The sequence below is a fragment of the Luteimonas aquatica genome, from assembly GCF_022662575.1.
Taxonomy (GTDB): domain Bacteria; phylum Pseudomonadota; class Gammaproteobacteria; order Xanthomonadales; family Xanthomonadaceae; genus Luteimonas; species Luteimonas aquatica.
In genome coordinates this window covers 17,583-39,476 of record NZ_JALBFU010000005.1, presented here as the reverse complement: position 1 = coordinate 39,476, position 21,894 = coordinate 17,583, and the positions used below count along the sequence as shown (strand labels likewise).

Below are 21,894 nucleotides of genomic sequence, written 5' to 3'. Positions count from 1 at the left end.
CTTGCGGATGATCTACCGCGGTTTGTGACTTGGCTACCTAGGGTTATCCCGATCCATGTGGGGGCACCATGGACCGGGCTTGCCCAATTCGGGATGAACCGAAGCGGGCACCGCATTCAGCAATGTCTGCCTGAATGCGGAGGGCGGCGCGTCCTTGTGCCGGAAACCTCCACTGCCACCGGAGGTTTCCGTCATGCGTTGATCTGGCCGGCCTGCACGATGCGCAGATCGGGGGCGAGCTCCTGGTAGGACAGGACCGGCAGATCGAAGAAATCGACTTCCATCAGCTTGCGCAGGTGCCGTCTCACATCCAGCGAGCACAGCAGCACCGGCCGCACCCCGGCCGGCTGCCGCGCCAGGTGCGAACGCACCTCGGCGCCCAGGCGCGCGGCCAGCTCCGGCGAGATCGCCAGCTGGCTGGCGCCGCCGGCCACGCGCACCGACTGCCGCAGCTTGTCCTCCAGCTCCGGGTGGATCAGCAGCACATGCAGGGTGCGTTCGGCGTCGGCATAGCGGTCGGCGATCTCGCGCTTGAGGGCCACGCGCACGTATTCGGTGAGCAGGACCACGTCCTTCTCGCGGCCGCCGACGTCGGTGATGGCCTCGAAGGCATCGCGCAGGTTGCGCACCGGCACGCCCTCCTCGGCCAGCCGCCGCAGCACGTCGGCCACGCGCTGCGGCGCGACCACGCGCAGCATTTCCTTGACCAGGTCCGGATAGTCGCGCTGCATGCGCGCGAACAGGTTGGAGGTTTCCTGGATGCCGATGAAGCCGCCCATGCGGCGCTGCAGGGCGCCGCGCAGATGTTCGGCGACCACCTCCAGCGGCGGGCGGGTGTCCTCGCCGGGTTCGGCGGTCCATTCGCCGGCCAGCGCCGGAAAGAAGCCGGGCAGCTTGGGCGCGGTGTCGCCGGTCAGGCGCGGCAGGCGGACGTGCGCGTCGGCGCGCAGGCGGCCGGAGGCGATGCGTGCGCCATGCGCGCTCAGGCGGTATTCACCCTCGGCGAGCGTCTCGCTCGTGCGCACCTGCGGCACCGGCACCGGCACGCCGGACTCCTCGCGCATCTTCTGGGCGATCTCGGCGACGCGCGCGCGCGTGGGCTCGCTGCCGATCGCCGCCGACAGCGACGGGGCCAGCTCCAGCAGCAGCGGCGGCGGCGGGGCCAGCTCGTCGCTCTCGGCGGGCTTCTGGGCCGCCGCCATCTCGTCCTCGGGCACGCGGAAGGCGCGGCGCAGCAGTTCGAACTGGTGGCGGTAGCGCCAGGCCGAGAAGGTGAGCAGGGCGATGCCCAGCACCAGGAACACCATCCACGGGAAGCCGGGCACCAGGGTCATCAGCAGCGCCAGGCAGCCGGTGATCAGCAGCACGCGCGGCTGCCCGGAGATCTGCCGGGTGATCGCCTCGCCCAGGTGCCGGTCGTCCTGCTCGCCGGCGGTGCGCGTCACCACCAGGCCGGCGGCGATGGTGGCCAGGATCGCCGGGATCTGCGAGACCAGGCCGTCGCCGATGGTGAGGATGCTGTAGGTGTGCGTGGCCGTGGACAGGTCCATGCCGTGCTGCAGCACGCCGACCGCCAGGCCGCCAAGCAGGTTGATGATGATGATCACGATGCCGGCGATGGCGTCGCCCTTGACGAACTTCATGGCGCCGTCGAGGCTGCCGTGCAGCTGGCTTTCCACCTCCAGCAGGCGGCGCTTGCGGCGCGCCTCGTCCTTGTCGATCAGGCCCGAGCGCAGGTCCGAGTCGATGGACAGCTGCTTGCCGGGCATGGCGTCCAGGGTGAAGCGCGCGGCCACTTCCGCGACGCGCTCGGCGCCCTTGGCCACCACGATGAACTGCACCACGGTGATGATCAGGAACACCACCAGGCCCACCACCAGGTTGCCGCCGGCCACCATGCTGCCGAAGGTGTTGACGATGTGGCCGGCCTCGGCATGGAGCAGGATCGAGCGCGTGATCGCGATCGACAGCGCCAGGCGGAACAGCGTGGTCAGCAGCAGCACGCTGGGGAAGCTGGAGAACGCGACCGGCGTCGGGATGTAGATCGCCAGCAGCAGCAGGCCGAAGCCGATCGAGATGTTGAACGCGACCAGGATGTCGATCGCGATCAACGGCAGCGGCAGGATCATCACGCTGATGATCGTCACCGCCGCCACGGCGAGGACGATGTCGCTGTAACCGGTGCGCAGGCGCGGCCCGCTGCCGGCCGGGGCGGCCATGATCGAGTCGATCAGCGCGCGCATCGGGAGCCTCCGCTCAGGCGCGCCGCACCGGCCTTGCCTGGCCGCGGGCCGTTCGCGGGCGAAAAGGACACCGCATCGACTCGCCCCGAAGCGAAATCGCGAACCTGGCGCATTCTTCCCCTGACCTCATGCGTCACAATGTGGCAAATCAACATATACCGTCGGCGGATTCAAGGCGTGAAGATGGTGTGACGATGACATGACGTGGCAGGCCGTGCCTGCCCCTCTTTCCTATTTCGGGATCCGGGGCCCAATCGGGTCAGCGTCGCGCATCACAAAAATTTAACGTGAAAGCGGTATACCGCTCCCTTCGGCGGAGGGGGCTGCCGGCGCCGCGGATTCCGGCGCGGTCAGATCGTCCGGGTCGAAATTCGTGAGGAACGTCACGCTTTGACCCGCCACGCCCACGGCGAACACGCGCCCGGATCGTGCCTTGACCAGCACGATCCGCTCCCTCGGGCCCACGGGAAGAATCTGTAGGATCGTCAGCGGGGTGGCGTTCTGCCCGGTCAGGCCGAAACGTCGCCGCGCGAAATGCAACACGGCAAACAAAGCGAGAATGATCAGAGCCAGCGGCAGCAGGATTCCCAGCAGTTCGCCCATCATGGACGGGGCCTCTGCCGGTGCGCCGGCCGCCGGCGCCGTCGCTGCGGCCAGCAAGGGGTTGGCCCAGCCGCAGACCAGGGGGACGACGATGGCCAACGACCACGGCCGGGACAGGCAAATTTTCGAGCGACGCTTCGGCATGGCGGGCCAGGGTACGGGACGGAGAAGCGGCGGCTACCGTAGCAGGGCGTCCGCGCGCTGTCGTCTGCGCCGTGCCGCGCCGGCGGAGACGGCTTCGGTTCCATGACCAGCGCGCACATGACCGGCGTCCGCGCAAAATCGCAGGCCGCCGCCGGCGCGGGGGCGCTGCTGGAGGCCGTGCCGTTCGCCTGCGCCGCCTACGCGCGCAAGGACGGCGCCCTGGTGGCGGCCAACCATCGCTTCCTCGACGCCTTCTCGGCGCTGCCCGAGCACGTGCGGCGCGATGCGCTGCTGGCGGCGCTGCACACCGAGGTCGCCACCGAAGGCGCGCCGCCGCAGGAGGTGCATACCCCGCACAGCGGCCGCTGGTACGCGCTGCACTGGGGCGAGGCCGAGCACGACGGCCAGGCGCTGTGGCTGCTCACCGCCGTGGACATCGGCGAGCGCATCGAGGCCCTGGACTCGCGCAAGAGCCAGCAGGAAAAGCTGCTGTTCACCTCGCGCATGATGTCGGTGGGCGAAATGGCGGCCACGCTGGCGCACGAGCTGAACCAGCCGCTGGCCGCGATCATGAATTACCTGAACGGAAGTCTGCGCCTGGTCGGCCAGGCCGGCGGGCCGGCGCAGGTGGAACGCGCGCTGCAGGCCGCGCGCACCCAGGCCGAGCACGCCTCGGCGGTGATCGCGCGGGTGCGCGAGTTCGTGCGCGCGCGCGAGCCCAAGCGCAGCGAGCAGGACGTCGCGGTGATGGCGGCGACGGTGCTGGAGCTGCTGCGCCTGGAGGCCGAGCGCCTGCAGCTGCGCATCGACGTGCTGCTGGCGCCGTCGCTGCCGACGGTGTTCGCCGACCGCGTGATGATCGAGCAGGTGCTGCTGAACCTGGTCAAGAACGCCATCGAGGCGATGCGCGAGGTGCCGGCGGCGCGGCGCGAGCTGCGCATCGAGGGCCGCGTCAACCTCGACGACGAGATCGAGGTGCGGGTATGCGACCGCGGCGCCGGCCTGAGTTCGGAACAGCAGGGCCAGCTGTTCTCGCCGTTCTTCACCACCAAGAACGAGGGCCTGGGCATCGGACTGGCGATCTGCCGCTCGATCATCGAGTATCACAAGGGACGGCTGTTCTTCGAGCCGCGCGATGGAGGCGGCAGCATCTTCGGCTTCACCCTTCCGCGCTTCGGAGGCGCCGGTGCACGTGGATAGGCGATCCCGCGCGGCATGCGCGGTGGCCTGTCGCGCCGCCGAATTGCGAGGGCTGAGATCATGAGCGAAGCGCGCATCTACCTGGTCGACGACAACGACGGCTTCCGCGATTCGACCGCCTGGCTGCTGGAAACGGCGGGATTCGAGGTACAGGCCTTCGCCTCCGGCCCGGCCTTCCTGGAGGCCTACGCCGGCGCGCGCCAGACCGAGACGCCCGAATGCCTGGTCTCGGACATCCGCATGCCGCAGATGAGCGGGCTGCAGCTGCAGGAGGAATTGTTGCAGCGCGGCATCGCGCTGCCGCTGGTGTTCGTGACCGCGCACGGCGACGTGCCGCTGGCGGTGGAGGCGATGCGCAAGGGCGCGTCCAACTTCCTCGAGAAGCCCTTCGGCGACGAGGCGCTGACCGAGGCCATCCGCGCCGCGCTGCTCAACGCGCGCAATCGCCAGGCCGGCGGCGCGCAGGGCGACTGCCTGGCCAAGCTCAGCCCGCGCGAGCGCCAGGTGCTCGACCTGGTGGTGGCCAGCAAGCCCAACAAGATCATCGCCGACGTGCTCGGCATCAGCATCAAGACCGTGGAGCTGCATCGCGCGAACATGATGAACAAACTCGGGGTACGCTCGCTGCCCGAACTGATGAAGGTGGCGCTCGGACATGGCTGAACCCGCAATCGCGACACACGCCGCGCAGGCCGCCCCGGTGCGCGGGCGCCTGCCCTCGCTGCAGCCGGTGCAGGCGCAGGCCCTGCGCCGTTTCTTCGGCGCGGCCCAGCGCTGGTTCCTCAACGACGGCGGCCTGCTGACCTTCTCCCCGGGCGCGGCCGGCAATGCCGGCGAGACCTTCGGCGTCGACGCCGACGGCAGCGTGCTGCCGCTGCGCCTGGACGCCGCGGCGCCGCTGCAGCCGGGCCTGCGCTGGAGCGACTACGGCGGCCGCTCGCGCATGCTGGCCTGGAGCCTGGCGCACGAGCCGCAGCTGATGCGGCTGAGCGAGGGCCTGGGCATCTCCCTGCTGCCGGTCGAATCGCCTTCCGGGGCCGCGCTGCTCGAATCCGACGAGGACGGGCTCTGGCTCGACTTCGCCATCGACGACGAGCCCGCCGAGGACGGCGCGCCGCAACCGGCGCGCACGCGCGGCGCCGTCCGCTTCCCCACCGCCTGGCTGGACCGCCTGCTGGCGCGCGCCGAGCCGATCTACGTCGACGACCCGCTGCCCGAGATCGAGCAATGGCTGCACCTGCCCGCGCAGGTCGCGCTCGAATGCGCCGGCCCGGTGCTGGACCAGGACGAATGGGACGAACTGCAGGTCGGCGATGTCATCCTCGCCGGCAACCGCCGCGCGCCGGCCGTCTTCGAGGCCCACGCCAGCGGCCGCGCCTGGCCGCTGGCGCCGACCGCCGCGGGCTGGCGCGTCGAAGCCGAGGCCAGGACGGTCACCACACCCCGCTATCCGGAGCCTTCCATCATGATGAACGACCCCGAACTCACTCCCGAAGACGGCGGCGAGGACACGCCCGCGGCCGAGGACCATCCCGCGCGCCGGCTGCCGGTGCAGCTGGTCTTCGACATCGGCCAGATCGAGATGACGGTCGGCGACCTCGCCTCGCTGCAGCCCGGCTACGTGTTCGCGCTGCCCTCGCACCTGGAGGGCGCCAACGTCACCATCCGCGCCAACGGCAGCCGCGCCGGACGCGGCGAGATCGTCGCGGTCGGCGATACGCTCGGCGTGCGGCTGCTCTCGTGGGCGTAGCGCGCCTGCGCTAGCCGGCTCCGGAAGTTTCCGCAACACCCTCCCATCGACGACGAAGAAAGCGCCCCGCATGGATTTCAGCACTCTCGACCCGGCACTCATCCTGCTCACCGTCGTCAGCCTGGCGCTGGCGCCGTTCGTGGCGGTGATGGTCACGTCCTTCACCAAGATCGTGGTGGTGCTCAGCCTGCTGCGCAACGCGCTCGGCCTGCAGCAGGTGCCGCCGAACGTGGTCATCAACGGCCTGGCGATCGTGCTGTCGATCTACGTGATGTATCCGGTGATCCTCGACACCCACGCCGCGATCGAGGCGCGCAAGCAGGGCCTGCCGCCGCCGTCCGCGTCGATCATCACCACGCCGCCCGCGCAGACGGTGCCGGCTCCGGTGACCACCGCCCCCGCGCCGCCCGCCGCACCGGCCACGCCCACCTCGCCCGCCGCCGCCGCCGGCGAGCAGGCCGAGGCCGAGGCCGTGGTCAATGCGCAGCCGCAGACTCCCGCCGACGGGACCGCGCCCCCTCCCGCCGCGCCGGCCGCCGCGCCGCCGCCGCCGCAACAGGCCACGCTGCCGCCGCTGCCGGCCAAGGGCGTGGAGCGCCTGCTGGCGCTGGCCCAGGCCGGCAAGGAACCCTTGCGCGGCTTCCTGCTCAAGCACTCGCACGATGCCGAGCGCGCATTCTTCCTGCAGAGCGCCCAGCGCCTGCTGCCGCCGGCCAGGCGCAACGACATCACCGCCAACGATTTCATCGTGATCATTCCGGCCTTCACGGTCAGCGAGCTGACCGCGGCGTTCCAGATCGGTTTCCTGATCTTCCTGCCGTTCCTGATCATCGACCTGGTGGTGTCCAACATCCTGCTGGCGCTGGGCATGATGATGCTGTCCCCGACCACGGTCTCGCTGCCGTTCAAGCTGCTGCTGTTCGTGCTGATCGACGGCTGGGCCAAGCTGGTGCACGGCCTCGTGCTGACCTACGGAGGTTGAGGCGATGGGCGAGGTTCTCGAGCTCACCAAACAGGCGCTGTGGCTGACCCTGATCCTGTCCGGCCCGCCGGTGGGCGCGGCGGCGCTGGTGGGGCTGCTGGTGGCGTTCCTGCAGGCGGCCACACAGCTGCAGGAGCAGACCTTCGCCTATGCGCTGAAGTTCTTCACCATCGTGGTCACGCTGTTCGTGACCGCGGCGCTGATCGGCGGCACGCTGTACACCTTCGCCGATCGCCTGTTCATCGACTTTCCCGGCCTGATCCGCCGCTGAGCATGCGCGAGGCCTGACCGGTGCAATACGAGCTGATCGGCAATCCGATGACGGCGCTGGGGCTGACCCTGCCCCGCGTGATCGGCGCGTTCCTGATGCTGCCGCTGATCACCTCGGAGAACATGCCTGCGCTGGTGCGCAACAGCTTCCTGGTGAGCCTGGCGATCGTGGCCCTGCCGGTCGCGCTGGCCGGCCTGCCCGCCGGGGGCATGCCGATCACCGACATGGCGCCGATCATCCTCAAGGAACTGTTCCTGGGCATCGCCCTGGGCTTCTGCTTCGGCATCGTGTTCTGGGCGATCGGCGCGGCCGGCAACATCCTCGACACCCAGATCGGCATGAGCATGGCCTCGATCATGGATCCGATCCAGGGCCACCAGTCCTCGCTGCACGGCCAGTTCCTCTCGCAGCTGGCCGGCTGGCTGTTCATGGCCAGCGGCGCGTTCCTGATCTTCCTCGACCTGCTGATGTCCAGCTACGCGGTCTGGCCGGTCACCTCGTTCTGGCCGCACCTGCAACCCGGCGGCATGGCGGTGTTCGTCGGGCAGTTCGGCTACATGATGACCGCGGCGCTGCTGCTGGCCGCGCCGGCGATGGTGATCCTGCTGATCATCGACGTCTCCTTCGGCCTGGTGAACCGCTACGCGCCCTCGCTCAACGTGTTCGCGCTGACCCTGCCGATCAAGGCCTGGCTGGCCACGGCGATCCTGCTGCTGCTGCTCGGCACGCTGGTGGAATTCCTGATCAAGCGGCTGGGCGACCAGCACGGATTCCTGGAACTGCTGCAGCGCGTCTTCGGCTGAGCCGCCGCCTATTCGTCGGCGCGCGTACGGCGCACGCCCTCGGCCCAGTGCAGCACCTCGGCCACGGCCTCGAAGAACTCGTCGCTGATGTAGTGGTCGAGCTCGACCTTCTCGTTCAGCCCGCGCGCCAGCTCGATGTTCTGCAGGATCGGGATGCCGGCCTCCTCGGCCGCCTTCTTGATCTGCTCGGCGTCGTAGTCCTCGCCCTTGGCGACCACGATCGGCAGATCGTCGACGCCGTGCTCGTACTGCAGGGCGATGGCGATGTGGGTGGGATTGGTCACGACGACGTTCGATCCTCTGACGGCATTGAGCATGTTCTGCTGCGACCACTCCTGATGCAACTGGCGGCGCCGCGACTTGATGTAGGGGTCGCCCTCGTTCTCCTTCACTTCCTGGCGGATGTCGCGCCGGCTCATGCGCAGCTTCTTGATGTAGGAGAACTTCTGGTACCAGACATCCAGCGCCGAGACGAAGAAGAACACGAAGATGGTCCACACGCCGATGCGCAGCAGGGCGTACCAGACCGCCGAGCCGATCGCGATCGGCGGCGAATTGATCAGGCGCAGCAGCGACGGGAGCATCCCCCAGAGCACGACGCCGCCGATGAAGAGCAGGAAGCCGCTCTTGATGACCGACTTCACCAGCTCGACCAGATTGTCCATCGTGAACATCTTCTTCATGCCCTCGACCGGGTTCATCTGGTCGAGCTTGGGCGTGAGCTTCTTCAGCGCCAGCAGCGGCCCCACCTGCAGGAACTCCACCAGCACGCCCAGGAACAGCGCCATCACCAGCAGCGGCAGCGTCAGCCACAGCAGCACGTCGAAGGCGCCGCTGGCCACCTCGCGCACCGCGGTGTCGAAGGGCTTGCCGATCGCGCCCAGGCTCAGCTCGAACAGCGCCTGCAGCTTGCCGTACATGAAGCCCATCATCAGCCAGCCGCCGGCCAGCCAGCCCAGCACCAGCACGGTGCTGGTCAGCTCCTTGCTCTTGGCGACGCTGCCGTCCTTGCGGGCGTCGCGGATCTTTTTCTGGGTAGGCGGTTCGGTCTTGTCGGCGCCCTGGTCCTTGTCGGCCATGCGGGGCTGCTCGCTGGAAGGATCGGCCGGAGGAGGCTAGCATGCCCGGCGCCGGCCCCGCCCCGCGCGGCGGGCGGCTTGAACGGCGGATGTCCGCCGCCGGCCATCTAGGGTTATCCCTAGCTGCCCGGGTCCCGACCGACGCGATAGATTCCCGTCATCGCCGCCCTTGCGGCCGTCGCCAAGTCCCCCGAAGTCGTCCCATGAGCGGTATCAGCAGCCCGACCGACCCTCGCCTCCTTGTTCCCGGTCTCGACCCGGCGCAGGGACAGGTCGCGCTCGAGCAGCCGCAGCAGGCGGGCGCGCTGCGCGATCCGGGCCTGCTGGCGCCGGTCGGGCCGCAGCACGACACCGGCGAGGGCATCCTCCAGGCCCGCGCCTGGGACGAGGACGGCCCGCACCAGCTGGACGGCGAGCCGGAGCTGCAGGCGCAGTTCAGCGCCCTGCCGCTGCCCGAGGCCGCCGCACAGGCGCCGGACGTGATCGCGGCGCCCCTGGAGCAGCCGGCCGCCGATGCGGCCTGACCGCGCCGCGGCCTGAATCCGCGTTCCTCGACCTGCATCCCCGGACAGGTTCTAGACTGGCGGCCTTCGCCGCCGTTTCGTCCGCTTCCCCATGACCGATACGCCTTCTCCCGCCGCCCTGCGCGCGGCCGCCAGCCGTCTGGTCGCCGTGCTCGGCGCGCACGAGGACCCGGAATACCGCCTGACGGTGCTCAAGCGGCTGGCGCGGCGCATGGGCGAGGAGGGCTATCCGCTGTTCCTGCGCGTGCTGGGCGTGATCGCCGAGAGCGACGACGCCCCCGCCAAGCAGCTGCTGGCCGAGACCTTCGGCACCGCGCTGCGGCGCATGGACATGCCCGGCGGCGCGCTCAATTCCTGGGGCGCGGCGCGGCCGCCGGACAGCGGCGAGCTGCTCTCGGCCGGACCGCTGGCCGGCAACGTCTTCTCCGGCCAGTTCTTCGGCGCCACCCCGCAGCGCATGCTCGGGCCGGTGGAATACCTCACCGTCTGGCATCTGCAGCGCACCCAGCGCATCACCCTCGGCCCCGAGGCCTTCCGCACGACGCTGGCGCGGCTGATCGCGCTGTTCAACCATAGCGACGACGCCCGCACCCTGTATCCGCAGAAGCTCGCCGCCGACGCCCAGAACGAGCTCGAGGGCGCCTACACCCGCGCCACCCGCGAGCGGCTGGCGACCATCGCCGCCGCCTGGAAAGCCGGCAAGTCGCCCGAGGACGTGGCCGAGGCGGCGCTGGAAACCCCGCCCGCCGAGAGCCCCCGCGAATGGGTGGTGCGCGACCTGTAATGCCGGCGCACGCCACAGGCGTGCAGAATCCCTGATCTGGGAGGCCGGTCCTTGCCGGCCCGCGGGGGCGAGGCCAAGATGCCCCGCCCTGGGGAGAGGTCGATGCGACATCGTGTCTGGAGACTCGCGCTCGTGGCGCTGCTGCTGGCCTGCGGCGCCTGCCGGCAGCCGTCGGCACCGGCGCCGGCGCAAGCCGCGGCCCCCGGCGCGGAGCGGCCGGCGCAGGCCGTTTCCCTACTCACCCGCCACCTGCGCGACAACGACCTGGCCGCCTTCGCCCGCGACGCGGTGCCCGCCGACCTCCATGCGCAGCTGGACGCCGCCTGGCGCGAAGGCCGCACGCGCTGGCCGCTGGACGCGCTGCCGCTGGGCGAGCGCGTCCCGCAAATGCTGGGGGCGCTGGCCAGGCCCGGCGCGGAGGCCCGCCTGGGCGCCGACTTCGACCGCCAGTTCGCCCGCGCCGACGCCGAGCTGAAATCCACCGCCGCCACCCTCGGCCTGTTCACCGCGCAGTACCTGCGCAACGAAGGCGACTTCAGCGAAAGCGAGCGCGAGCACTACGCGCAGCTGGTGGTCGCCGCCACGCGCTGGGCGCAGGCGGCGCCGCTGTCGGACCCGCAGCGGGCCAGGGCGGCGATCGCGCAACTGGCCGCGGCCGCCCGCCAGACCGGACTGGCCTCGGACGCGGACTTCGCCCTCCTGGGGCTACAGGACAGCCTGCGCCGGCTCTCCGGCTTCTCCCTGGCCTGCAAGCAGGTGCTCGCCGGCTACGGACTGGACCTGGACGCCGGGCTCGGCGCACTCGATGCCAGCCTGCAGTCGCAGACCGGCGACAGCGCCCTGGTGCGCATGCGCTACCGCTTCGCCGGCGAGCCGATCGACGCGATCGTGCGGGTGGAGCGGATCGAAGGCCGCTGGTACGTCAGCGACTTCCTGCGCCAGGCGCGGGCGGCGGCGGCGAAACCGGCCGCCGCGCCGGCCGCGTCGGCACCGGCCAGACCGCCGTCCGGCTAGCGGGCCGCTCCCGCCTCCCGCAGGGCCGGCATCGGTTTCTCGGCATAATGCCGCCGATGCCGAACCAGCCGACCCAACCGAACCTGTTCGACGCCGAACCGTCGCCGTCCTCCGACGCCGCCAGCGCTACGCCAGCGCCGGGCGATGCCGCCCGCAGCGAGCCCGTCCCGCCGGCCGGTGAGACGGAAGCCGCCCCGGTCGCGGCCTCCGGGCCGTCCGCGCCGGCGCCGGAGGTGGCGCCCGCGACGGACCCCGAGCCTCTTGCGGCGGACACCGCGCCCCACGCCGGGGAGGACGGAAACGTCCAGGCCGAGGACGCGGCCGCCGCCCAGGCGGCGGAGGCCGCCGCGCGCGAGCCCCGCGCGCGCCGTCCCTGGTGGGTCCGGCTGCTCGGCCAGTTCCTCAAGCCCTGGATCGAGCTGAAGATCGAACCGCAGGCACCGCGCGGCCTGATCGGCGACCGCCCTGTCTGCTACGTGCTCGAAGACTACGGCCTGTCCAACGCGCTGATCCTCGACCGCGCCTGCCGCGAAGCCGGCATGCCCTCGCCGCTGCGTCCGCTGCCGGGCGATCCGCTCGGCCGCAAGCGCGCCTACCTGGCGCTGTCCAGGCGCAGCGCCGGCAGCATGCTCAGCTACCTGGCCGTGACCGGCGAGCCGCTGCCGACCAAGGCCAAGACCCATTCCGAATCGCTCGCCCGCCTGCTCGAGGCGCACCGCGCCGATCCGGCGCTGGACGTGCAGCTGGTGCCGGTGTCGATCTTCGTCGGCCAGGCGCCGGACCGCAGCAGCGGCTGGTTCTCGGTGCTGTTCTCGGAGAACTGGACCCTGGTCGGCCGCTTCCGCCGCCTGCTGGCCATCCTGCTCAACGGCCGCAACACCCTGGTGCAGTTCGCCGCGCCCGTGGACGTGCGCGGCATCGTCCAGGAGGACCTGACGCCCGAGCGCACCGTGCGCAAGCTCTCGCGCGTGCTGCGCACCCACTTCAACCGCATCCGCGAGGCGGTGATCGGCCCCGATCTGTCCACGCGCCGCCTGCTGATCGACAAGGTGCTCTCCTCCGACCCGGTGAAGGAGGCGATCGCCGACCAGGCCAGGCGCGACAACAGCAGCATCGAGGAGGCGTGGAAGAAGGCCTACGGCATGGCCTACGAGATCGCCGCCGACTATTCGCACCCGGTGGTGCGCTCGGCCAGCTTCCTGCTCACGCCGGTGTGGAACACCATCTACCGCGGCGTGCTGGTGCACCACCTGGAGGCGCTCAAGGCGGCGGCGCCGGGCCACGAGGTGGTGTACGTGCCCAGCCACCGCAGCCACATGGACTACCTGCTGCTGTCCTACCTGCTCTACACCAAGGGCGTGGTGCCGCCGCACATCGTCGCCGGCATCAACCTCAACCTGCCGGTGCTCGGCAGCATCCTTCGCAAGGGCGGCGCGTTCTTCATCCGCCGCAGCATCAAGGGCAGCGTGCTGTACTCGGCGGTGCTCAGCGAATACGTGGCGCAGCTGGCCGCCGGCGGCTACTCGATGGAGTACTTCATCGAGGGCGGGCGCTCGCGCACCGGCCGCCTGCTGCAGCCCAAGGGCGGCATGATCGCGATGACGGTGCGCGGCTACCTGCGCCAGCCCACGCGGCCCATCCTGTTTCAACCCATCTACGTCGGCTACGAGAAGCTGATGGAAGGCAGCAGCTATCTCGACGAGCTGACCGGCAAGCCGAAGGAGAAGGAATCGATCTGGGCGCTGCTGTGGGGCATCCCCAAGGTGCTGCGGCAGAACTACGGCCAGGTGGTGGTGAACTTCGGCGAGCGCATCCTGCTCAACGACGCGCTGGCCGTGCACGCGCCGGAGTGGGACGGGCAGCCGCTGTCGGAGGACGACAAGCCGCAGTGGCTGTCGAACACCGTCGACGCGCTGGCGCAGCGCATCAACGTCAACGTCAACCGCGCCGCCGACGTCAATCCGATCAACCTGCTGGCGCTGGCGCTGCTGTCCACGCCCAAGCACGCCATGGGCGAGACCGACCTGCGCGCGCAGATCGCGCTGTCGAAGGTGCTGCTGCAGGACGTGCCCTACAGCGACCTGGTCACGGTCACCCCGCACGCGCCCGAGGAGATCATCGCCCACGGCGAGGAAATCAAGGTGCTGCAGCGCGTCAGCCATCCGCTCGGCGACGTGCTCACCGTCGACGACGACACCGCGGTGCTGCTCTCCTACTTCCGCAACAACGTCATCCACCTGTTCACCGCCGCCAGCTGGATCGCCTGCTGCTTCCAGCACAACCGCCGCATGGCGCGCAACAGCCTGCGCCGCATCGGCCGCAGCGTGTACCCGTTCCTGCAGACCGAGCTGTTCCTGCCCTGGGACGAGGACGGCTTCGCCGAGCGCATCGACCGCACCATCGACGTGTTCGTGCGCGAGGGCCTGCTCGAGCACGTAGACGGCGGCGGCGAGGAAGACGGCGGCATCCTGGCGCGCAACGCCGGGCAATCGGACGAGGTGTTCCGCCTGCGCGCCATCGGCCATCCGCTGCAGCAGGCCTTCGAGCGCTACTACATCGCCATCTCGGTGCTGGCCAAGAACGGTCCCGGCACGCTGGGCGCCGGCGAGCTGGAGAGCCTGTGCCAGCTGGCCGCGCAGCGGCTGTCGCTGCTGTACGCCCCGGCGGCCCCGGAATTCTTCGACAAGGGCCTGTTCCGCGGCTTCATCCAGAAGCTGCGCGAGCTGCGCCTGGTGTGGCTGGACGAGAACAGCAAGCTGGTCTTCGACCAGCGCCTGGACGCCTGGGCCAAGGACGCCAAGGTCATCCTCGGCCGCGAACTGCGCCACACCATCGAGAAGGTCAGCCCGGAGGCGGCCAAGCCCGATCCCGAGCCCGACCTGATGGCCTCCTGAGGCCGCCGGCGCCGATCCGATTCCGCACCCGTCCGCCCTTCGCCGTCCACGCGGCGGGGCTTGACCTTCTGGCACGCGATCTGGCCGGGCGAGACGACAAGAAGCCCTGCCACTGACGCGCCGCGCGCCGCGGCCCTTTGCCGGGACCGCGGCATCCGGCAGGCCGCGCCCTCGCGCATCGTCGATCAGGGCCGGCACGGGGCCAGGACGCGCTGCGGGCCGCCGCCGATGCGCGCCTCCATCTCGGAACGGATGCCTGCGGCGCGCGCCCAGGACCGCGCGCCGGGCCTCGCCGCTCGCGCCGGCCGCCGATCCCCGCTACCCTCGCGACGGTTCCGCAACGCCGCAGGTCGATGTCCGTCGCCAGTCCCTCGCTCGCCGCACCGTCCGCCGCGCCCCAGGCCCCGACCTGGTGGGAGATCCCGCGCCTGGCCGGACGCCTGCTCTGGCGGCACTGGCCGGCGCTGCTGTTCTGGTATTTCGCCCAGCGCGTGGCCTACGACCTGCTGCTGGATGCGGCCATCCGGCTCGCCGAGACCAGCGTGCTGCTCTCGTACGCGGCCATCGCCCTGCTGATCGTGACGCAACTGGCCGGCACCATCGCGATGTTCCTGGCGGTGCGTCCGTCGCTGGAGACCCAGGCCGGCCTCGGCGTCGCGCCGGCCCGTCCGGCCAGGCCCTGGCTCAGCGCCCTGGCCATCGCGCTGCTGCCGTTCTTCGCCTACTACGCCAGTTGGGGGCTGCTGGACGGGGTCAAGCGGGATTTCCGCCTCACCTACATCTTCAGCGTCTCCTTCGAGAACCGCGAGAACCTCGGCGACATCTTCGCGCTGCACGGCCTGTGGATCGCCTTGCTGATCGCATGGGCGGTGCGCGAGGTCGCCAAGCGCCGCGCCGCCGCCACCGGCCACGCGGCCTGGACGGTGCTGGCGACCGTGTGCGAAGCCTACTGGGTATTCGTGGGCGTGGCCGCGATCGCCCAGGGCATCGCCTGGATCAAGGACTGGTGGCACGCGCGGGTGGTCTACGTGGTGGTGGCGCAATGGTGGGAAAACCCGTTCGCCGGCTGGATCTCGCTGGCACCGCTCAAGCGCGTGCTGGAACCGGCCTGGGAATTCCTTTCCATCGCCGCCGGCGGCGTGGTGATGCCGCTGGTATGGCTGGCGATCACGGCGATCATCTACGGCCTGGACCTGCGCCGCCGGCATCGCCTGGACGGCGCCGACGCGCAATGGTCGGCGCTGGGCTCGCGCTACCAGGGCATGCATCTGGTCTGGCGCAAGCTCGCCGACAAGGCCAGCGCCGGCTGGACCAGCAAGGGCGTGCCGGTGGTCAACAGCCTGCGTCTGGTGCTGCGCGCCGGGCTGCCCGCCCTGCTGACGCTGTGCCTGTGCTGGCAGGTGCTGGCCTTCGTCGATGCCAGCGCGTGGCGCGTGGCGGTCGATCTGATCGGCGCGCGCGACTGGGAGAGCTGGGAAGTGATCGGACAGCCGCTCTCGCTGCTGTTCAACGGGCCGCTGTCGGCGCGGCCGGCGCTGTTCACCGAACTGCTGCGCATCGTGCTGCTGGCGGCGGCCTTCGATCGTGCGGTGGCGAGGCTGCCCAGGGCCGAGGTGGCCTCGGCGCCGCAAAGCGCCTAGGACGCGGCGCCGCTAGAGCGCGAAACGCAGATAGCTGCCCTGCGGCTCGACCGTATGGGCGGGCATGAGGATCTCCGCGTGCAGTCCGCGCGTGGGCAAGGTGGTCGGCACCTGGTATAGGTGCACGAAACGGAACGGCTGGCCGCGCCGCGCCTGGACGCGCTGGAAGCCCGTGCCCAGGCGCGAGCCGCAGCCCGTGCCCAGGTCCTCGCGGTATTCGCGCTGCTGCGACAGCGGCAGCGCATTGGCGTCCCAGCGCCGTCCCTGCGCGTCGGACAGGCGTCCCTTGCAGATGTCCAGCTTGTCCGGGCTCACGCCCGTGACCGGCACCAGCTCGAAGCGGACCGCCACAAGCGCGGCGTCGGGATGGAAATAGTCGCCCTTGGCCAGCTTGATCTTCTCGACGCGGCGCACGTCGACCACCCGCCAGCGCGCGCCGGCGTAGTCGGCCCACTCGCCCTGGCGCACCTCGATGGGCGACTGCGGGGAACGTCTCGCCTGCTCGTACAGGGCGTCGCGATACGGCAGCAAGAACGCCAGCGTCCCCAGCACCAGGGCGCCGAGCAGCCACCACGCATTGCGGCGCCACCATCCGCGCGGTGGTGACGGCGTTTCGGCGGCGGGCGAAGGCGTGGCGCTCATTGCAGGTCCAGGACGGGCTTGGCCTCGGCGAACAGCTTGCGCGTGCGCGCGGCGTCGAGGCCGAGGTCGATATCGACGAGATGGTCCATGTTCGAAGGCTTCAGCGTGCCCGCGTAGAACTGCAAATGCGCGCCGGCCAGTTTTTCCGGCGGAAGCTCGAAGAAGTAGCCGCCGGTGGCGGGCAGGCCGGCCGCCAACTGCTGGCCGCTCAGATTCATGCCCGGCAGTTTCGGACGGTCGTGGTCGCTGGCCGGATAGACCAGCCCGTCGCGGGTGCGCAACTGGGCGCTGACGAAGCCCGGCGCCTGCAGCACCTCCACCTCGGTCAGCGCGGACAGCCAGATGCCGCTGGTGCCGACCAGGCGCGGCCCGGGATTCAAGGCGTCGCCGCGCACCCGATAGGCGTGGGCGAGCTTGACCCGCTTGACCTGCACCGCGAAATTGCGCGCCTCCACGCGCTGCTCGACCCGCCCCGGGAGCAGCACCGGCGCCAGCTTGTCCGTATAGCCCGGCTCGGCCCGCCGCAGGCCGACGATCGCCGCCAGCACCAGGAGCGTGGCGACCACCAGCGACCAGCGCACCGGCAGGCGGCGCGCGGGCGGCGCGGCGGACGCGGTCTCCGGCGCGTTCACGGCGCACCCGCCGGGCGTCGTCGGTCCTCGACGGCCAGGATCAGTTTCGCCCGCGGATTGCCCTGCACCCACGCCGCTTCGCGGGTCAGGTAGGTCTGTTCGACGAAATCGCGCGCGTACAGGCCCCAGACGAGCTTCGGCGGCAGGGGTTGCCCGCGCGGCAGTGTCCAGACCAAATCGATCTCCACCGGCAGGCGCGGCTGCAGGTTCACGTAGAAGCCGTGGTCGTCGCCGCGCTGCAGGGAATCGGCCTTCTTGGCGTCCGACGCGCCGTCCGCCAGCCAGAACAAATCGCTCTGCAGATAGCTGGCATTGGCGAAGCCGCTGTCGGTCCGGTTTTCCACCCGCGCCCGCAGCACCAGGTAGTCCTGCTTGTCGAAATCGTTGGGCATCCCGCCCGGCCGCGTCGCGTCGACCCAGGCCCGCAAGGGCGTGACCGCCAGCGCGCCGTTGTCCACCCGCGTGCCCGCGCCCAGCTCGGGGTAGGGGTGCGTGGCCGAGCCCGCCTTGCGGAATCCGCCCAGCACCGCCGTCAATGCCACGGCCAGCAACGCCGCCACGCCCACCGCGCGCCACCAGCGGTTGCGCAGCATCGCGGCCAGTTCGTGAGAGTTGTCAGCGTTCGCCATCGACCCCGTTGTCGCCTTCAGGCTGGTCGGCGGTAGCTTACCCGCCGCCGGCCCCCGCATACCACGACCGGCTAGGCGGGCTCGTCGGGAATCAGCGCGCTCTCCAGGCGCGAGATCATGTCCTTGAGCTGCAGCTTGCGCTTCTTCATGCGCTTGACCGCCAGCTCGTCGGCCTCGATGTCGGCCTGCAGGCGCCCGATGGCGATGTCGAGGTCGCGGTGCTCGAGCCGGAGCTCGACCAGCCGGTGGCTGATGTCGGCGGCGTCGGAAAAGGACATGGACGGAGGACGGCGGCCCGGGCGTGGAGGGCTCCGAGCTTACACGCCGTCCGCGATCGGCGTCATGGAAGGGCGCCGGGTAGAATAGGCGGTTCATGAGCGCGATCATCCCTCTGCCGGAAGCCCCCCTGCCCGAAGCGGTGCCCCTGGCCGAGCCGACCCGGCGCGTCCCGCGCGCCGAGCGCGAGACGCGCGAGCTGAACAAGCTTGGCAAGCGCCTGCGCCACCAGGTGGGCCGCGCCATCGCCGACTTCGGCATGATCGAGGACGGCGACAAGGTGATGGTCTGCCTGTCCGGCGGCAAGGACAGCTACACCCTGCTCGACATCCTCCTGCAGCTGCAGGCCAAGGCCCCGGTGCGCTTCAGCCTGACGGCGGTGAACCTGGACCAGAAGCAGCCCGGCTTCCCGGAACACGTCCTGCCCGGCTACCTCGCCTCGCTCGGCGTGGATTACCGGATCCTGGAGCAGGACACCTACTCGGTGGTCACCCGCGTGGTGCCGGAAGGCAAGACGATGTGCTCGCTGTGCTCGCGCCTGCGGCGCGGCGCGCTGTACACCTTCGCCGAGGCGCAGGGCTTCACCAAGATCGCGCTCGGCCACCACCGCGACGACCTGGTCGCCACCTTCTTTCTCAACCTGTTCTTCCACGCCAAGCTCAGCGGCATGCCGCCCAAGCTGCGCTCGGACGACGGCAAGCACGTGGTGATCCGCCCGCTGGCCTACGTGCGCGAGGACGACATCGCCGCCTACGCCCAGGCGCGCGCCTTCCCGATCATCCCCTGCAACCTGTGCGGCTCGCAGGAGAACCTGCAGCGCAAGCAGGTCAAGCGCATGATGGAGGCCTGGGAGCGCGAATCGCCCGGCCGCATCGAGCAGATCGCGCGCGCGCTGGGCGACATCCGCCCCTCGCAGCTGAGCGATCCGAAGCTGTTCGATTTCCTCGCCCTGGGACGGCGCGGAGAGACGCCGCTGCCGGACGCGCACGACTGGCTGGCCGGCGAACCGCACGCCGCCGCCGAAGACTGATTCCCCGTGTCATCGGACCGTCATTCCTGCGAAGGCAGGAATCCAGCGACTTTGGCCTTTGCCGAGGCTCGCGAAGCCTGAAAGGCCTGGATGCCCGCTTTCGCGGGAATGACGGCTGTAACCTCTCGCTCCGCCCCTGAACTCCAACGCCGGTTCTTAGATGTTCTTCAGAAACCTCACCCTGTTCCGCTTCCCCGTCTCGCTCGACCTCTCCGAACTCGACACCCGCCTGGCCGAAGTCCCGCTCAAGCCGGTCGGCCCGCTGGAGCTGACCTCGCGCGGCTTCATCTCGCCCTTCGGCCGCGACGCCGAGGCGCTCTCGCATCGCGTGGACAGCGCGATCTGGCTGAGCGTGGGCAGCGAGGACAAGCTGCTGCCCTCGGCGGTGGTCAACGACCTGCTGTCGAAGAAGCTGGCCGAGCTGGAGGAGAAGGAAGGCCGCAAGCTCGGCGGCCGCGCGCGCAAGCGGCTGAAGGAGGATCTGGTGCACGAACTGCTGCCGCGCGCCTTCGTGCGGCCCTCGCGCACCGACGCCATGCTCGATCTCGAGCACGGCCTGTGCATCGTCGACACCTCCTCGCGCAAGAACGGCGAGGCGGTGGTGTCCGACATCCGCCACGCGCTCGGCAGCTTCCCGGCGCTGCCGCTGAACGCGGAGATCGCGCCGCGCTCGGTGCTGACCGGCTGGATCGCCGGCGACGCGCTGCCGGCGGGCCTGTCGCTGGGCGAGGAGTGCGAGCTGAAGGACCCGGCCGAGCACGGCGCGGTGGTCAAGTGCCAGCACCAGGAGCTGCAGAGCGACGAGATCGCCAAGCACCTGGAAGCCGGCAAGCTGGTGACGCGCCTGGCGCTCACCCTCGACGACCACGTGTCCTTCGTGCTCGGCGAGGACCTGGTGATCCGCAAGCTGAAATTCCTCGACGGCGCCGTCGACCAGCTCGAGGGCGGCGAGCGCGAGGACATCCGTGCCGAACTGGACGCCCGCTTCGTGCTGATGGCCGCCGAGCTCAAGCGCCTGTTCGAGGTGCTGGAGCCCGCGCTGAAGCTGTCCAAGGCCGAGGCCTAGCGCCGGCCGCGAACGTCCCCGAGCGCGCACCGTCATTCCTGCGCAAGCAGGAATGACGGACGCAAAAAAGCACGCACCGGAATATGCCGCGCGAGGACACGAACCGTTACGATAGACGCATGTCCGTCCTCTCGCGCTTGCTGACGCGCCCGCCGCGCACCGTCGAACGCGACACCGTGCCCTTCCTGCTCGAGGACGGCCGCACCGTCGAGGTGTTGCGCGTGCGCGATCCGCGCGCACGGCGGCTGCGCCTGTCGGTCGACGAGCGCGGCGCGCGCTTGACCCTGCCGCCGCGCGCCAGCCTGATCTCCGGCGAACGCTTCCTGCGCGAGCACCGCGACTGGCTGGTGCGCCAGCTCGCCACGCATGCGCACGTGCCGATCCCGCCGCTGGTGCGCGGCGAACCGGCGAGCCTGCCGCTGCGCGGCCAAGCGCTGCCGCTGCGCTGGCGCGAAGGCCGTTTCGCGCGCGTGCTGCGCGAGGACGACGGCCTCGTCCTGGAGCTGCCCGCCCGCGCCGGCGAGGCGGCGCAGCGCCGCGCCCTGCGCGATTTCTTCGAGACCGAGGCGCGCGCCGACGTCGCGCGCTGGCTGCCGCGCTACCTGCCGGCGCTGCCGCGCGCGCCGGCGCGCATCCGCGTCAAGCCGATGTCCTCGCAATGGGGATCGCTGGCGCCCAACGGCATCCTGGCGCTGGACCTGGCGCTGGTGCTGGGACGGGCGGAGGCTTTCGAATACGTGCTGGTACACGAGCTGTGCCACCTGATCCACGCCGACCACTCGCGCGCGTTCTGGCGCGAGGTCGAAGGCCGCTGCCCCGCCTGGCGCGAGGAACGCACCTACTTCCACGCCGAGGGCCGCCGCCTGAAGGCGACGCTGCGCGCCCTGATCGGCTGACGCGGCCGGCTAGGGCGGCGTGTCCGCCTCGTCCCACTCGGCATAGGCCAGGAACGGCCTGGCCAGGCCGATCCTGGCCAGCGCCTCGCCGAGCCCGTTGTCCACGTACAGGGCATGCCTCGGCCCGAGGAACAGGCTCGGCAGGTTCGGCAGCGGAAAGCTCTCGGCATGCGGATCGCCGTACTTGCGCCGCAGCTCGGGGTAGGAAGGCCAGACCCACGGCACCTCGGCGCGCCAGTGCAGCGCGCAGCCGCCGCCGGCCGCGCGGCGCCGCGCCAGGTGCACGCGGCCGTAGTACAGGCCGAACACCGAATCGGCCTGGCTGCGGTCGGGCATGTAGAACTCGGGCGAGGACAGGCGGACGGCCGCGTCGCACGATTGCTGCGAGGCCTCTTGCCGCATCCGCGCCATCTGCGCGCGCACCTTGGCGTTGCCGGTGAAGATCCCGGCCTCCAGCCGGTAGTCGGCGCCGGAGCCGTCCAGATAGTGGTCCATCATCCGCCCGGTCTGGCGCGCGAAGCCGACCAGCCGCCCGCCCTGCGCCAGTGTGCGATAGAAATCGACGAGGAAGCGCCGGTCCCGCGCGTCGATCGCCGCGCCGGCGATCGCCTTGTCCTCGATCGCGTCGATGCGCCGCTGCAACGCGTCCCTGCCGATGCCCGTGGCCAGCGTGAACCCCAGGCCGAAGCGCGGGCCGGGAAACAGCCAGAGCAGGCCGCCGAGCGCGGCCGCCAGCACCGCCAGCAGGACCAGCGCGCGCCGGCGAAGCGGGTGCCCGCTCATGCCGCCGCC

Annotated in this window: 22 protein-coding genes; 14 read left to right on the top strand and 8 right to left on the bottom strand. The window is 70.6% G+C overall.

Going from position 1 to position 21,894, the window contains the following annotated elements:
• Window positions 1-191: 191 nt before the first annotated feature.
• On the bottom strand, window positions 192-2,243 hold the full coding sequence (gene sctV / locus MD221_RS11755; protein WP_242111943.1) for a type III secretion system export apparatus subunit SctV: 2,052 nt from the start codon (window positions 2,241-2,243) through the stop codon (window positions 192-194).
• 282 nt (window positions 2,244-2,525) lie between these two features.
• Window positions 2,526-2,990, bottom strand: coding sequence for a flagellar biosynthetic protein FliO (locus MD221_RS11750; RefSeq protein WP_242111942.1), 465 nt, complete (start codon window positions 2,988-2,990; stop codon window positions 2,526-2,528).
• Window positions 2,991-3,092: 102 nt separating this feature from the next.
• Between MD221_RS11750 and MD221_RS11745 the strand changes: the two genes are divergently transcribed.
• From MD221_RS11745 to sctT, 6 genes are all read left to right on the top strand, one after another.
• Window positions 3,093-4,190, top strand: coding sequence for a sensor histidine kinase (locus MD221_RS11745; RefSeq protein WP_242111940.1), 1,098 nt, complete (start codon window positions 3,093-3,095; stop codon window positions 4,188-4,190).
• A gap of 60 nt (window positions 4,191-4,250) precedes the next feature.
• Entirely contained in the window at window positions 4,251-4,853 is a 603-nt protein-coding gene (locus MD221_RS17520; RefSeq protein WP_277928897.1) for a response regulator transcription factor, read from the top strand.
• Window positions 4,846-5,940: a type III secretion system cytoplasmic ring protein SctQ gene (gene sctQ, locus MD221_RS11730; protein ID WP_242111939.1), complete on the top strand. Its 1,095-nt coding sequence runs from the start codon at window positions 4,846-4,848 to the stop codon at window positions 5,938-5,940. Before MD221_RS17520 ends, sctQ begins: the two co-directional genes overlap by 8 nt.
• Before the next feature lie 70 nt (window positions 5,941-6,010).
• Window positions 6,011-6,922, top strand: a complete 912-nt coding sequence (locus MD221_RS17515) for an EscR/YscR/HrcR family type III secretion system export apparatus protein (protein WP_425602261.1) — start codon at window positions 6,011-6,013, stop codon at window positions 6,920-6,922.
• 4 nt (window positions 6,923-6,926) lie between these two features.
• On the top strand, window positions 6,927-7,193 hold the full coding sequence (gene sctS / locus MD221_RS11715) for a type III secretion system export apparatus subunit SctS (protein WP_242111938.1): 267 nt from the start codon (window positions 6,927-6,929) through the stop codon (window positions 7,191-7,193).
• 20 nt (window positions 7,194-7,213) lie between these two features.
• Complete coding sequence (sctT, locus tag MD221_RS11710) at window positions 7,214-7,996, top strand: type III secretion system export apparatus subunit SctT (RefSeq protein WP_242111936.1); 783 nt, start codon at window positions 7,214-7,216, stop codon at window positions 7,994-7,996.
• An 8-nt stretch (window positions 7,997-8,004) separates the two neighbouring features.
• Here sctT and sctU read toward each other — a convergent pair whose 3' ends face one another.
• Entirely contained in the window at window positions 8,005-9,075 is a 1,071-nt protein-coding gene (gene sctU, locus MD221_RS11705) for a type III secretion system export apparatus subunit SctU (protein ID WP_242111935.1), read from the bottom strand.
• 203 nt (window positions 9,076-9,278) lie between these two features.
• On the opposite strand from sctU, the gene MD221_RS11700 reads away from it, so the two are divergent.
• The 5 genes from MD221_RS11700 to MD221_RS11680 all read left to right on the top strand — a co-directional run bounded on the left by MD221_RS11700 (window position 9,279) and on the right by MD221_RS11680 (window position 15,931).
• Window positions 9,279-9,599 (top strand): hypothetical protein, encoded by a 321-nt coding sequence (locus MD221_RS11700; protein WP_242111934.1) that lies wholly within the window; start codon window positions 9,279-9,281, stop codon window positions 9,597-9,599.
• Between the two features lie 91 nt (window positions 9,600-9,690).
• Window positions 9,691-10,383 carry a hypothetical protein gene (locus MD221_RS11695; RefSeq protein ID WP_242111932.1) on the top strand — a complete coding sequence of 231 codons (693 nt, stop codon included), beginning with the start codon at window positions 9,691-9,693 and terminating at the stop codon, window positions 10,381-10,383.
• 102 nt (window positions 10,384-10,485) lie between these two features.
• Window positions 10,486-11,397 carry a hypothetical protein gene (locus tag MD221_RS11690; protein WP_242111930.1) on the top strand — a complete coding sequence of 304 codons (912 nt, stop codon included), beginning with the start codon at window positions 10,486-10,488 and terminating at the stop codon, window positions 11,395-11,397.
• Between the two features lie 47 nt (window positions 11,398-11,444).
• Entirely contained in the window at window positions 11,445-14,291 is a 2,847-nt protein-coding gene (gene plsB / locus MD221_RS11685) for a glycerol-3-phosphate 1-O-acyltransferase PlsB (RefSeq protein ID WP_425602260.1), read from the top strand.
• A gap of 353 nt (window positions 14,292-14,644) precedes the next feature.
• A complete protein-coding gene (locus MD221_RS11680) occupies window positions 14,645-15,931 on the top strand; it encodes a hypothetical protein (RefSeq protein ID WP_242111929.1) in 1,287 nt (428 codons plus the stop codon).
• A gap of 12 nt (window positions 15,932-15,943) precedes the next feature.
• Here the strand turns inward: MD221_RS11680 and MD221_RS11675 are convergent, their stop codons facing one another.
• From MD221_RS11675 to MD221_RS11660, 4 genes are all read right to left on the bottom strand, one after another.
• Window positions 15,944-16,573 (bottom strand): hypothetical protein, encoded by a 630-nt coding sequence (locus MD221_RS11675; protein WP_242111928.1) that lies wholly within the window; start codon window positions 16,571-16,573, stop codon window positions 15,944-15,946.
• On the bottom strand, window positions 16,570-17,205 hold the full coding sequence (locus MD221_RS11670; protein ID WP_242111927.1) for a hypothetical protein: 636 nt from the start codon (window positions 17,203-17,205) through the stop codon (window positions 16,570-16,572). Before MD221_RS11670 ends, MD221_RS11675 begins: the two co-directional genes overlap by 4 nt.
• Window positions 17,202-17,834, bottom strand: coding sequence for a hypothetical protein (locus MD221_RS11665; protein WP_242111926.1), 633 nt, complete (start codon window positions 17,832-17,834; stop codon window positions 17,202-17,204). The genes MD221_RS11670 and MD221_RS11665 overlap by 4 nt, the downstream gene beginning before the upstream one ends.
• 71 nt (window positions 17,835-17,905) lie before the next feature.
• A complete protein-coding gene (locus tag MD221_RS11660; protein ID WP_242111925.1) occupies window positions 17,906-18,112 on the bottom strand; it encodes a YdcH family protein in 207 nt (68 codons plus the stop codon).
• Between the two features lie 95 nt (window positions 18,113-18,207).
• On the opposite strand from MD221_RS11660, the gene ttcA reads away from it, so the two are divergent.
• The 3 genes from ttcA to MD221_RS11645 all read left to right on the top strand — a co-directional run bounded on the left by ttcA (window position 18,208) and on the right by MD221_RS11645 (window position 21,102).
• Complete coding sequence (gene ttcA, locus MD221_RS11655; protein ID WP_242111924.1) at window positions 18,208-19,140, top strand: tRNA 2-thiocytidine(32) synthetase TtcA; 933 nt, start codon at window positions 18,208-18,210, stop codon at window positions 19,138-19,140.
• A gap of 160 nt (window positions 19,141-19,300) precedes the next feature.
• Window positions 19,301-20,206 (top strand): recombination-associated protein RdgC, encoded by a 906-nt coding sequence (locus tag MD221_RS11650; RefSeq protein ID WP_242111923.1) that lies wholly within the window; start codon window positions 19,301-19,303, stop codon window positions 20,204-20,206.
• A 119-nt stretch (window positions 20,207-20,325) separates the two neighbouring features.
• On the top strand, window positions 20,326-21,102 hold the full coding sequence (locus MD221_RS11645) for a M48 family metallopeptidase (RefSeq protein ID WP_242111922.1): 777 nt from the start codon (window positions 20,326-20,328) through the stop codon (window positions 21,100-21,102).
• 9 nt (window positions 21,103-21,111) lie between these two features.
• Here MD221_RS11645 and MD221_RS11640 read toward each other — a convergent pair whose 3' ends face one another.
• The gene (locus MD221_RS11640; RefSeq protein WP_242111921.1) at window positions 21,112-21,885 is read right to left on the bottom strand and encodes a hypothetical protein; all 774 of its coding nucleotides are present in this window, start codon (window positions 21,883-21,885) and stop codon (window positions 21,112-21,114) included.
• Window positions 21,886-21,894: the final 9 nt, after the last annotated feature.